The organism is Pseudorhodoferax soli (assembly GCF_003337555.1).
Classification (GTDB): domain Bacteria; phylum Pseudomonadota; class Gammaproteobacteria; order Burkholderiales; family Burkholderiaceae_C; genus Pseudorhodoferax; species Pseudorhodoferax soli.
In genome coordinates this window covers 1246268-1258589 of record NZ_QPJK01000001.1, presented here as the reverse complement: position 1 = coordinate 1258589, position 12322 = coordinate 1246268, and the positions used below count along the sequence as shown (strand labels likewise).

The following is a 12322-nucleotide window of genomic DNA, read 5'->3' as shown; positions in this document are numbered from 1 at the left end:
ACCCACATGGAAGCCGCGCTGTTCACCCTGGATGTGACCTTCCTGGTGCTCCTGATATTGGCCATTCGCCGCGCGGACCGAAGGCCCGCAGAAGCGCGTGATCTGGGTGTGCTGTCCTACTTGAACGCCAAGACGGACGACGTTCAGCGCGGTCTGCGAGCGCGCGGGGGCGCCAGCGATGCGTGACCTCATGATGTTGGGGATGATGATGGTCATCGTCCCCATCGCGTTGTCCAATGCCTTCGCGGCTTACCTCGTTTGGGGCTGGACCTCTGTGATTGCCGTTCCCTACTACATGTGGGGTTTCATGGGGTCGCTCCGATACAACCTGTTTTTTGCGCTGGTCACTCTGCTGTTGCTCGTGGTGGGCAAGAGCGTCGACAAGAGCCCGTTTCGGCTCAACAGGACTTCCGCGCTGATCCTGTTGTTCGTCGCCCATGTCACGGTCAGCGCCGTGTTGGCGGACGCCAGCGCCCGCAACAATTTCTCGATTTACACAGATCTGCTGAAGTCGATCACATATTGCCTTGTGATGTTCTTCTTTGTGAACTCGCGTCTGCGCTTGCACGCGATGCTCATTGCCATCGCGCTGGGGCTGGGTTTCCACGGCTTGGCGGAGGGCCTGAAAACACTGGTCACCGCGGGCGGTCACAAAATCATCGGCTTGCCGGGTACCAAGATGAGCGACAACAACCATTTTGGTGTTGCCCTCGTGATGGCCTTGCCCATTCTGCTTTATCTGTACCAGTACTCGAAAGTCCGGTTGGTACGGCTGGGATTCCTCGGGGTTCTGCTGGCCACCGTGCTTGCGGTCATTGGCTCGAGGTCTCGCGGGGCTTTTCTGGCCATGGCAATGCTGGCATTCATGCTGATGCTGACCTCGCGGCGTAAAGGCATGGCCGCCTTGTTTGTGATGCTGGGCGTGGCCCTGGTGCTCGTACTCAGTCCAGAGTCGTGGTTCCAGCGCATCGAGACCATCGGTAGCGCGGACCAGGATGCGTCATTCATGGGGCGTGTCGAAGCCTGGAACGTCGCGACAGCGCTTGCATTGCAGAATCCAGTTTTTGGCACGGGCTTCCATGCCATGCAGTCTGCCGAACTGTGGTTCGGCGTGCGCCCGTCCGATGGCTTGCTGGGGGGACTGCTTGGATCAGCCATGCCGTCGACGCACGCGCGCGCTGCGCATAGCATCTATTTCGAGATACTGGGAGATCACGGATTCGTGGGGCTGTTGCTGTTTCTGGCCATCATGGGCAATGCCTTTGTCACGGCCTTGCAGATTCGGCGGATCACAGCCCACAGGAGAGATCTTCTGTGGGCCCGGGACATGTCCGACGCCCTGGCCCTGTCCTGCTTTGCGTTCACCATAGGCGGCGCTGGAGTGAGCTTGGCCTATTTTGAGACGTACTACGTTGTTGTTTGCCTGCTCGAGGCGCTGCGCCAGTACGTGCTCGGGCAATTGCGTCCGGTGCCAGGGCATCTGCTCCAGCAGGGGGGCGCTAGACCAGGGACACCTGAGGCAGGCAAGCGCCTTCAGGCGCCGTAGCGCCATCGAGGGCGCCACTCACCGGGCGTCGAGAAGATGCTGGTGGACCCATGAGGTGCTTCGCGCGCAGCGTGCCCCCGAGAACTGGCGATCGATCAGATCACGTCCATCTTGCTGCGCCCCCGCACGCGGTGAGGCTGCCCGTTCGATGGCCAGTTCCAGTTTGGCTGCAAGAGAAGCGGCCGACCCGGGCTTGAACAGAAAACCGGTCGTCCCGTCTTCGGTCACTTCGCAGGCGGCACCGAACGCCGGTCCGACGAACAGGCAGCCGTGCGCGAGTGCTTCCAGCATCACCAGGCCAAGCGGTTCGGGCGAGGTTGACGCCGAGACAGAGATGTTGATCTGCGGCAACAGGGACTGCAAGTCGTTGCGACGCCCCAGAAACCGGACCCGATCGCTCAGTCCCAACTCTTCTGCTCGCGCGTGCAGCCCGCGTGCATAGCTGGCGTCGCCGCGCTCCGGCGTGTCTCCCACGACCAGTGCGATGACCCGGGCCTTGGCGGAGGGCTGGAGGGCAGCCAGAGCGTCGAGGAACAGGTCCTGTCCCTTCCACGCCACCAGCATGCCCACCATTGCAATGAGGATGGTGTCTTCGGGAAGGTCGAGTTCGGTGCGCAGATCCGGCGTTGTCTCCGATGCTTGCGCCGCGAGATCGATCCCATCGTAGATCTGCCGTATCCGTTCGGCTGGAACTCCGCTGCGCAGCAACTCTCCAGTCAGCCACCTCGACACCGGAATGAAGGTGGCCGGCCCGTTGCGCATCATCGGCAATGCGAGGCTGTCGCTCACCGATCCGCGCACATGCTGGATGTAGGGAATGCCAAGCAGCCGTGCGGCCATCATGGCCTCTCGATTGGCACTGGGATCGTTGTTGCCGTGAACGATCGCAGGTCGCACCTTCAGCAGGTGCGCCACCAGCCGCAGGAAGTACGGAAGTCGGTTGGTGAGGTCGTCGGCCCGTCCGAGCGCGAACAACACGCCTCTGGCAAGCAAGCCTGCGCCCAGACGAGCGCGGACCCGGCGTGCCATGGCACGGTAATCGACCGCACGGTCCGGGATCACCACCGATTCCTCGGCTGTCTGCGTGAAATCGCCGACCGGCATGTTGGTCACGACGTGGTAGCGGTACCCGGTTGCATGGGAGTTGCTCAGCAGCGTCTGGAGTGCAACCACGGCGCCGCCGAATCCCGCCCCGTTTTCCACGAAGGCAACCAGCGGCCGCTGGTCGCGGCCGTCCGTCGCTTTTTTGTCCGGAGCGGGTGTGCCGCTCGACGCCACCATCACGCGGCGAGACTTCGCCATCAGATTGCGCGCCATCTGGACGCCCATCTGCACGTCCGAAGGGCCCCAGGGTGTGAACCTGGGAATCTCGAACACGGAAGTTTGCCGGTTGGCCGCACCGCCTTCGGTGGTCACCGCGTGGGTATAACCGGCTGCCTGAACCATGCGCACATGTTCGGACCGGAAATCCACGCCGGGACGGCCGTTGGGATAGGCGAACGCCTTGACCGGCGCGCGCAGGAGATGCTCTAGCACTTCGCGCGCCCCGCCGATCTCGTGCATCGCGTCGTCGTCGTCGCAAAGGGAAAGAATGGGGTGTCGCACCGTGTGGGCACCCACGCCAAAGCCCTGGGCATGCAGATCACGCAACTGCTCGACGGTCATGCGGCAAAGCTGGTCCTGCCGTGTTCCGGCGGAGGCCTCCAGCGCATGCAGAAGCTTGTCGCGCACATGGAGCGGCTGGTATTTGAGCAACTGCTCAACCATGCTCAATGCACGACGCCTTTCCTGAAGTTGTCCCAGTGGCACCTGCGGCAGGCCGAAGCCAGGCAGATCGAGCACGGGCCCTGCGTGGTTGGCCAAGGCGTGGGCGACGCGCTCATGCCACATGCGCTCATTGTCGAATTGGCCAGTCGTGATGAAGAACGTCGCGTGGAGGTTGCGCTGGCGCAGCAGCGGCACGGCACCGCTCAGCCAACTGTCATAGCCGTCGTCGAACGTGATGCAGGCGGCTCTGCGAGGCAGGCGCCCCGTCTTCAAGGCCGCGGCGGCCTCGTCCAACGGCACCACGGTAAAGTGCTCGCTGACGTAGTCGATCACCCGTTCGAAAGACGCAAGCGTCAGGTCATTGACCAGCTCCGTGGTCGTGCTCGGTACCGCGTGAAACAGCAGGACCGACAGTTTTTCCTGTGCAAGAATCTTGAGCGCCAAGTCACCGAAATGCATTTTCTTCCCTTTGCGCGGGCGAGGATAGCATGCGCAGCTGAGGCTGCATGTCGATGTTCGTTATGACCATTTGCGAGGAATAATTGCTGAAGCTGTTTTACTATCGGGATGGGCGAGGTAATTTTGGAGACGATCTAAATCCCTGGATCTGGTACTCCTTGTATCCCGAGATATTCGCTGATCAAGCACCGGACCATTTGCTTGGCATCGGAACGCTGATCAATGACCGAGCACCCCGCAACGGCAGGATTTGGGTGTGCGGCTCGGGGGCTGGATACCACGGTGCTGCGCCCCTTAACGATAGTTGGAATTTCGTGTTCGTGCGCGGCCCCAGAACGGCGGCCCGAATGAATCTGCCCATCGACAAGGCCATCACAGATCCGGCGATTTTGGTTGCCGATTTGCTTGACCGGCGGCCTCAGCAGGCATCGTCCATTTGCTACATGCCTCACCATGACAGCATTTGGCGAGCCGACTGGCGTGGGATATGCAAAAAGCTCGGGTTGGTTTATCTCGATCCGGCAGATGATATCCATGAGACCATGTTCAAGATGTGCCGCAGCAAGTTTGTCATTGCGGAGGCTATGCATGGCGCCATCGTTGCCGATGCGCTGCGGATACCTTGGGTTCCCGTCAAGGCATATTCTCACATTCTGGATTTCAAGTGGCAGGATTGGGCGGAATCTCTGGCTTTGAATTACCAACCAGAAATATTGCCGGAAGTCTGGGACGTCGAGCAGTTTCGAAGTCGCAATGAGGTTTTCAAGAGTGACTTGAAGAAGAAACTCATTCGGATGGGCATGAACGCGTCGAACTGGACACCGCCGCTGCCCGACAACAATGCGAACAGTTCAATGGGCCCTTTGCTCGAGCGTTTGGCGGATTGTCGCGACAGGGCTGCGGTCGTACTGAGTCCGGACCACGCCCATCACGAAGCCAGACGGCGCATTCTTGCGACGATGGATGAGTTTGCGGCGAGCAGATATGTCGCCTGACAGTTGCTGTCGGTGCGGACGGCGGTGATACGGCCTTCGGCCGAACCTGCGCGGACCGGGCCGCCGACAGATGGGCCGCGGATGGAGATCCTGGCCGATTTCGCCCAGATGCGCGAATTCCTGCTGCCTTTTGCCACTGAGCAAGCCTCGACTGCAGAGGTTTTCCAGACTGTCGAGTGGCTACAGCATCTGGCGCAGCACGGTTTCGAGGCGGAGCCTCGCTGCTGGCTTGTCGGAATGGCGTCCGGCTCGCAGGGACCCCCCTTCGCGCTGGCGCTGTCCGTGTCGAAAGGCGGGGTTCGCGGCCTGAGCAACTACTACAGCAGCTTGTTCGGGCCAGTCGGCGAGGTCACTGCTTCTGCGGCTTGGCTATCGCTGGGCCAGGCACTGCGCCGTCATTCCTCTGGTGCCGTCATCGATCTTCAGCCGCTCGATGCCGAAGCGCCTTGGGTGGCATTCATGGCGGAAGCCCTGTGCGCTGCGGGTTACCGGGTGGATCGCTACTTCTGCTTTGGGAACTGGTACCTGCCGGTGGCGCATGCCTGTTTCTCCGACTATCTGCGAGAGCGGCCGTCCCCGCTGCGCCACAGCATCGAGCGTGGCCGTCGACGGCTTCAGCGGGCGGGCCATGTGCTCCGCATACAGGCCGATGCTGGCCCGGGGCTGGAGGGCGAGATCGCGGCCTTCGAGAGCGTCTACCAGCGCAGTTGGAAGGCCCCGGAGCCGCGCCCCACGTTCATGCCAGGATTGATTCGGATGGCGGCAGCACAGGGCTGGCTGCGCCTGGGTGTGCTGCGTGTGCAGGGTGAGCCTGTCGCCGCCCAGGCCTGGCTGGTCCATGGTGGAAAGGCCAACATCTACAAGCTGGCCTACGTCGGAGGATTCGAGCGCTTCTCGCCAGGGTCAGTGTTGACGGCAGCGTTGATGGCACATGTCATGGACGTGGACGGCGTGCGCGAAGTGGATTATTTGACCGGCGACGACGCATACAAGAAGGACTGGATGAGCCATCGGCGCGAGCGCATCGGTCTGATCGCCTTCCATCCAACGCGCCTGCCCGGATTGCTGGCAGCGGCGCGCCATTTCGGTGGCAAGGCATTGCGTCGTTTGCGGTTCCCGCCGCGGCGTTAGCGGGTACCCATCAGACCAGGTGGCGCAGCCACGCGAGCGTCGCTTCCTCGGCCGCCATGCGGGCCGGTGCCTGCGACAAGGTGTGGTCAGCGTCGGTGATGTGGCGCCAGACCGCGCCGTGTCGCCCGCGCGCCTTGGCCCATGCCTCATCGTTGCGGTATTGCTCTTCGAATTCGCGGGCAGTCCAGTCGGTGTCGCTCAGAAGGACCAGCATGCCGCCGCCAAAGCCTTGCCACCCACAGGCCATGCGCTGTTGGAAACTGCGCTGCGTCGCCTGTGGCTGTCGGCGCTGGCGGCTCAGGTTGCGCATGAGATCCCGCATGGCCCGCAGGCCGACCCCCCCGCGCAGCAGCTTGCTCCAGAAGCCGCGCTGGAACAGGCGCTGACGGTAGTAGTGCTTGACGCGCGTTTGCGCCAAGCTCTGCTCCGAACGGACCCAGGGGTTCAACAGCGCCAACCCTGCGACGCGGGCGTCGGGTGCCGCATCGACATACAGCAGGCAGGCCGACGCGCCGTCGCAAAGGCCCCATAGGACAACACGATCGACGCCAGGCGTCGCCAGCAGGGCCTCGATGCCCGCGCCGATGTCGTCGTGCAGGTCCTCAAAGCTGCGTGGCATGCCCGTGCTGTCGCCCATGCCACGTACGTCGAAGCGCAGCGTGGCATGGCCCTGCGTTGCCAGCCGACGCCCCAGCGCCACGAATTGCCGGTGGCTGCCGGCGCGCACCTGCGGCCCCCCGACCACGATGAGCACCCCCAGACCGTGGACAGGCGCATCGGCGGGCGTGGCAAGGACGCCTTGCAGCGTCTCGCCAGCACAGCTGAACGACAGGGCCGATTCCCGAAACGGGAGCGCGGGGATCATGGGATGGGCACTGCCGACAACGCAGTGGTCGTCGCGCTCAACAACAAGGGCGCTTCCTCCATCTCTGCGGACTGCCAGAACGCAGGACCATGCACCGCCTCGCCATACGTTTGCCAGCCGGCTTGCCTCCAGAGTTCGAGCGTCCTGGTGCCCAAAGGGCTCAGCGATGGCGGGGTCGCTGTCGTCGTCTCCAGCCAGACCAGCCGGCGATCGTTCTCACGCAGCGGGGGCGGGAAGAGCCGGCTTGCCTTGAGGCCTGCAGCCAGTGCCGGGTGGAGCGCGTAGCCTGCAATCTGCAGTGTCTTTCCCTGCGCCAACTGCTGACGCAATGCCTCCATTGCGCCGTTGCTTCGGCCCGCAGCGTCCGGCGCCGCCAGCATGTCGGCTGCCAGCCGCAACCGCAGGAATTGCTGCAACTGCGCTGCGCCGTCGGCAAAGGCCGGTTGCCACAGCAGCAGATGGCAGGGGCGGTCCAGCGCACGGACGGCATCTGCAGCAAGCAAGCTGCCAGCGCGCACGCCCCAAAGCCACAAGGGGAGCGCAGCATGCCTCGGGTCGGCGTCGGTGAGCCAGCCACAGGCTTGCAGCAGGTCCTGGATCCACGTGTCCCAGCGGGCATCGCAGAAGTCGCCCGCACTGTCGCCACAGCCCAGCAAGTCGATCTGCAGCACTGCAAACCCAGCGCCTGCAATGGCGCGCGCCTGCAGCGCCGCCATGCGCCGCGTCTTGTTCAGCTCCTCTGCGAAGGGATGCACATGCAGGACAAGCCCGCGAGGCACGCCGTGCGCAGGGTGGAAGAGGCAATAGCGTGGGCCGTGGAGGCCCGGCAGAAAGAAGGCCTCGGGACCGCGCAGCGTCATGCGTCGCGCTGCAGCACGTCGTCGACGAACGCAGCCAGCGAGCCGACCGACGCAAACACGCTGCCGTCGAGTTCGTCGTCGGGCAGCATCACGCCGAAATGCTGCTCCAGTGCGGCAATCAGCGACACGACCGCCATCGAGTCGAGTTCGGGCAGGGCGCCGAGCAAAGGCGTAGTGGCATCGAAGTCCGCGCTGCGGCCTGCAAGGCCCAGGGCTTCGTCCAGCACATGCAGCACGTCGGGCAATACAGACATCGTGACAGCGGGAAGAAGAGGGAGGGCCATTCTAGGTGGGGGCATGCGATACTTTTTCGATGCCCACCCCCACGCTGCTGCCGGACCTGTTGGCGCAGTCCGCCGAGCGCTGGCCCCATGCCGATGCGCTGCGCAGCGATGGCTGCGCCATCGCCTATGAGGCCTTGCAGGCAGCCGTGACGGCCCACCGGGACGGACTGCTGGGGCTGGGCGTCGACCGCGCCGACCGCGTCGCTGTCTGGCTCGAGAAGTCGCCCGAAATGGTCGTCACGTGCTTTGGGGCCGCCGCAGCGGGCGGGGTGTTTGTCCCGCTGAACCCTGTGCTCAAGCCGAGGCAGGTTGTGCATGTCCTGGCCGACAGTGGCGCGAAGGTGCTTGTGACGTCATGCCAGCGCCTGGCGCTGATCGCCCCGTTGCTGCATGGCTGTGGAACATTGAAGCACGTGGTATTGACGGACCCCTCAGATGCCATACCGGATCTGCGCCACGAGGGTGTGGCGCTGCACACCTGGCGTGCCCTTGCGGGGGCTCCGGCGGGGCGAGCGCACCGTGTGATCGACACCGACATGGCCGCCATCCTGTACACATCCGGCAGCACCGGCTTGCCCAAGGGTGTGGTGCTGTCGCACCGCAATCTCGTGGCCGGTGCGACCAGCGTGTCGTCCTATCTCGAGAACCATCCCGGCGATACCCTGCTGGCTGCGCTGCCGCTGTCCTTCGACGCAGGCTTCAGCCAACTGACGACGGGCTTCCATAGCGGTGCCTGCGTGGTGTTGCTCAACTACCTGCTGCCCCGCGATGTGCTGCGCAGCATGGAGCGAGAGCGCGTGACCGGCCTCACGGCGGTTCCTCCGCTGTACATCCAGTTGGCGTCGCTCGAGTGGCCGCCGGCCATCGGTCAGCACTTGCGCTACTTCGCCAACACCGGCGGCCATCTGCCACGCGAGACCCTCGCCGCGCTGCGCAGGCGGGTACCGCAAGCCCGCCCATTTCTGATGTATGGATTGACGGAGGCTTTTCGATCGACCTATCTGCCACCGCACGAGGTGGACCGGCGGCCCGATTCCATCGGCAAGGCCATCCCGAATGCGGAGGTCCTGGTGCTGCGAGAGGACGGGACACGCTGCGCTCCGGACGAACCCGGCGAACTGGTGCACCGCGGCGCACTCGTCAGCATGGGTTACTGGAACGATCCGGAGCGAACGGCCGAGCGTTTCCGGATGCTGCCTGCCATGGCATCGGGCCTGCCGCTGCCCGAAACCGCTGTGTTCTCCGGCGACACCGTGCGCATGGACAGTGAAGGCTTCTTGTACTTCATCGGTCGGCGCGACGAGATGATCAAGTCGTCGGGTTACCGCATCAGTCCGACGGAAGTCGAGGAACTGCTGTACGAGACCGGGCTCGTGGGCGAATGCGCTGCGTTCGGCATCGCGCACCCTGCGCTGGGACAGGTGGTCCATGTCGTTGTCACGCCCGCCTCCGACGGCGTGCTCGACGCGGAGAAGCTATTGGCCATCTGCCGCGCGCGCATGCCAGCCTACATGGTGCCTGCGCACCTCAACGTCAGGGAGGGGCCATTGCCGCGGAATCCCAATGGGAAGATCGACCGCAAGCTGCTTGCGGCCTCGTCGGAGCAGCACCATGACCGCTGAACGCCATGCGCCGGTGCGGCCGCTGCTCCAGCATGCGGAGATGTCGCAGTTTGCAGTCCGCTCAGGCGAACTGGTCGTGGGTGGCATGCCACTCACGCGCTTGGCCGCCAGGGTGGGGCAGACGCCGTTCTATGCATACGACCGCGGGCTCCTTCGCTCTCGCGTGGCCGAGCTGCGGTCGGCCCTGCCTGCGGCGGTGAAGTTGCACTACGCGATGAAGGCCAACCCCATGCCGGCGCTGGTCTGCTTCATGGCGACCCTTGTCGATGGGATCGACGTTGCCTCTGCAGGCGAGTTGCAGGTGGCGCTTGATGCGGGCGCTAACCCCCAGGAGATCAGCTTTGCGGGACCCGGCAAGCGCGACGCGGAACTTCGGCAGGCCGTGGCGGCTGGCATCTTGGTGAACCTGGAATCGGCACGCGAACTCCGGCCATTGGCTGCGGCCTCGGAAGAACTCGGTCTTCCCGCGCGGGTGGCAGTGCGCGTGAATCCCGACTTCGAGCTCAAGGGCTCCGGCATGAAGATGGGGGGCGGCCCGAAGCCCTTCGGCGTCGACGCCGAGGCCGTTCCCGCGCTGATGCGCGACATCGCTGCGGCAGGCCTGCGGTTCGAAGGCTTCCATCTGTTCGCGGGCTCGCAGAACCTCAGGGCCGAAGCGATCTGTGAGGCGCAACGGCTGTCGTACGCGCTGGCCGTGCGCTTGGCCGCCGAGGCACCGACGCCCATCCTGACGGTGAACCTGGGGGGGGGATTCGGAATACCTTATTTTCCAGGCGAGAGGCGATTGGATCTGGCACCGATTGGCGACAACTTGGCCGCGCTGGTAGAGCGAGCGGCGCGAGAGTTGCCTGAGGCAGCACTGGTCTTGGAGCTTGGACGTTTTCTGGTGGGGGAAGCGGGTATTTATGTCTGTCGTGTCATTGACAGCAAGACCTCGCGAGGTGAAAGGTTCGTTGTCACTGACGGCGGTATGCACCACCATCTGGCGGCTAGCGGCAACTTTGGCCAAGTTGTGCGAAGAAATTATCCAGTGGGGCTCGGGTGTCAGATGACCGCGGCCCCAAATGGTCTGACCACTGTGACCGGCCCTTTATGCACGCCCCTTGATAAATTGGCGGAGCAAGCGCCTCTTGCTGACGTGTCTGTAGGCGAGCTGGTCGTCGTCTTCCAGTCCGGAGCATATGGGATTACGGCGAGTCCCCAGCAATTTCTGAGCCATCCACCTTCCGCCGAAGTGCTGGTCTAGATCCGCTTCGGCAACGCGGCCTCGATAATGTCGAGCCGATATCAATCGTGCTCCGATCATCCTCATCAAATTTATGGGTAGCTTCCGCAAAGCGCTGTTGATTAACTTTGCCTCGTCGTCTGGTGCGACCGTGGTCCAGTTCGCCGTTTCCATCGTTCTCGCGCGATTACTGACGCCTGAGGAAGTAGGCGTTTACTCAATCACGATCGTACTCGTCAACATCGCCCATGTATTTCGAGAGTTCGGAGTCAGCGCATATTTGCAGCGAGAAAAGGACCTGACGCGTGAAAAAATCAGATCTGCAATGGGGGTGGCATACACCACAACATGGTTCATCGCGGCACTGATTTTCTGTTCGAGTGGATACGTAGCAGACTACTACGGCTATCCAACTGTTCAACCAGTCATGCAGGTCCTTGCACTAAGTTTTCTTTTTATTCCTTTCAGTTCGATCGTGCTCGCGTTGCTGGTTCGAAACTACGATGCTACCAAGATTGCATGGGCTACGGGCTGTGGAACATTGGCCTATGCCACGACATGTCTCGGACTTGCATACTCCGGCTTTGGGACAATGAGCTTGGCGTGGGCGAATCTGGCCAATATTTTGGCAACAGGACTGGCGTATCTGCCGATGCGTCCGCGCGATCTGCCTTGGAGGCCTAGCCTAAAAAACTCGCGCGAAGTCGCAAAATTCGGCGGCGGCGCCTTGCTGGCAAATTTGATTAAGAATTTCAATTTGGCCTTACCTGATCTGTTGCTCGGAAAGCTGGGCGGCGCTCAGCAAGTGGGATTGGTCAGTCGGGCAAACTCCACGGTGAACATATTCCTGTATGTTGCTGGCTCCGCAATAAACTTCGGATCTCAAGCGTATCTGGCTAAAGCGTATCACGAGAAGCAACCGTTGGCTCCAATGCTAAATCGTTCCGCATCTTTAATTACAGGAATCGGTTGGCCCATTCTTACGGCAACAGCTATTTTGGGTTCGGAAATTGTGACGACTTTGTATGGGTCCGCGTGGATTGATGCGGTTCCTGCAATTGCGCCTTTGTCTATTGCCGCAGCAATTGGTCTCATATTTCACTACAATTCTGCCGCGTTCAATGCGATCGGTCGTCCCTACTTGTCCGCGGTTCCTTTGCTTATAACCGCTGCGGCACGTATTGGGTTGGCCTTGGTTTTCTACACGGGTGATCTTGTATCGTTTGCGTGGGTGCTTATGTGGGCGAGCGTTGTCACTTTGCCCGTGTGGGTTCTTATGCAGAAGCGATATTTTGGTTGCGGGCTTGTAGACTACGTACGCACATTGATGCCTAGTGCTGTGGCTGCAGTGGTCTGCGGGGTGTCTTGCATATTGATGTTGTACGTGGCTGATCGGATGGCGGTAACTCAACCATTGTTAAGAATATTGATGGCTGGGCCACTGTGTCTGATTGTTTGGTTGGTCTGTTTGAAAATTCTTTCGCATCCGCTGGCTGGCGAGATTGGACTGATCCTCAAGCGGATCGTGCCGTGGAAATAATAAGGACGCTTAACGGAATGGCTGATTC

At 62.2% G+C, this 12322-nt stretch carries 11 protein-coding genes; 7 read left to right on the top strand and 4 right to left on the bottom strand.

The features are described from left to right. The first annotated feature begins 6 nt into the window (after positions 1–6). A complete protein-coding gene (locus DES41_RS05745; RefSeq protein WP_114466599.1) occupies positions 7–186 on the top strand; it encodes a hypothetical protein in 180 nt (59 codons plus the stop codon). Beyond that, on the top strand, positions 179–1546 hold the full coding sequence (locus DES41_RS05740) for a putative O-glycosylation ligase, exosortase A system-associated (protein ID WP_114466598.1): 1368 nt from the start codon (positions 179–181) through the stop codon (positions 1544–1546). The genes DES41_RS05745 and DES41_RS05740 overlap by 8 nt, the downstream gene beginning before the upstream one ends. Before the next feature lie 18 nt (positions 1547–1564). Here the strand turns inward: DES41_RS05740 and DES41_RS05735 are convergent, their stop codons facing one another. Next, entirely contained in the window at positions 1565–3772 is a 2208-nt protein-coding gene (locus DES41_RS05735) for a glycosyltransferase (RefSeq protein ID WP_114466597.1), read from the bottom strand. 83 nt (positions 3773–3855) lie between these two features. Here DES41_RS05735 and DES41_RS05730 point away from each other — a divergent pair, with 83 nt between their 5' ends. Next, positions 3856–4767 carry a polysaccharide pyruvyl transferase family protein gene (locus tag DES41_RS05730; RefSeq protein ID WP_114466596.1) on the top strand — a complete coding sequence of 304 codons (912 nt, stop codon included), beginning with the start codon at positions 3856–3858 and terminating at the stop codon, positions 4765–4767. 81 nt (positions 4768–4848) lie between these two features. Further along, complete coding sequence (locus tag DES41_RS05725; RefSeq protein ID WP_245965572.1) at positions 4849–5898, top strand: GNAT family N-acetyltransferase; 1050 nt, start codon at positions 4849–4851, stop codon at positions 5896–5898. Between the two features lie 10 nt (positions 5899–5908). Here DES41_RS05725 and DES41_RS05720 read toward each other — a convergent pair whose 3' ends face one another. Genes DES41_RS05720 through DES41_RS05710 form a run of 3 tightly spaced genes read right to left on the bottom strand, consistent with a single transcriptional unit; the run spans position 5909 to position 7877 of the window. After that, positions 5909–6763: a hydrolase 1, exosortase A system-associated gene (locus DES41_RS05720; RefSeq protein WP_114466595.1), complete on the bottom strand. Its 855-nt coding sequence runs from the start codon at positions 6761–6763 to the stop codon at positions 5909–5911. After that, the gene (locus DES41_RS05715; RefSeq protein ID WP_114466594.1) at positions 6760–7623 is read right to left on the bottom strand and encodes a hydrolase 2, exosortase A system-associated; all 864 of its coding nucleotides are present in this window, start codon (positions 7621–7623) and stop codon (positions 6760–6762) included. Before DES41_RS05715 ends, DES41_RS05720 begins: the two co-directional genes overlap by 4 nt. Further along, entirely contained in the window at positions 7620–7877 is a 258-nt protein-coding gene (locus DES41_RS05710) for an acyl carrier protein (RefSeq protein WP_114466593.1), read from the bottom strand. Before DES41_RS05710 ends, DES41_RS05715 begins: the two co-directional genes overlap by 4 nt. Before the next feature lie 59 nt (positions 7878–7936). Between DES41_RS05710 and DES41_RS05705 the strand changes: the two genes are divergently transcribed. From DES41_RS05705 to DES41_RS05695, 3 genes are all read left to right on the top strand, one after another. Further along, positions 7937–9529 carry an acyl-CoA ligase (AMP-forming), exosortase A system-associated gene (locus tag DES41_RS05705; RefSeq protein ID WP_114466592.1) on the top strand — a complete coding sequence of 531 codons (1593 nt, stop codon included), beginning with the start codon at positions 7937–7939 and terminating at the stop codon, positions 9527–9529. After that, complete coding sequence (locus DES41_RS05700) at positions 9519–10775, top strand: pyridoxal-dependent decarboxylase, exosortase A system-associated (RefSeq protein ID WP_211332899.1); 1257 nt, start codon at positions 9519–9521, stop codon at positions 10773–10775. Before DES41_RS05705 ends, DES41_RS05700 begins: the two co-directional genes overlap by 11 nt. 73 nt (positions 10776–10848) lie before the next feature. Further along, positions 10849–12294, top strand: coding sequence for an oligosaccharide flippase family protein (locus DES41_RS05695; protein ID WP_114466591.1), 1446 nt, complete (start codon positions 10849–10851; stop codon positions 12292–12294). The last annotated feature ends 28 nt before the right edge of the window (positions 12295–12322 follow it).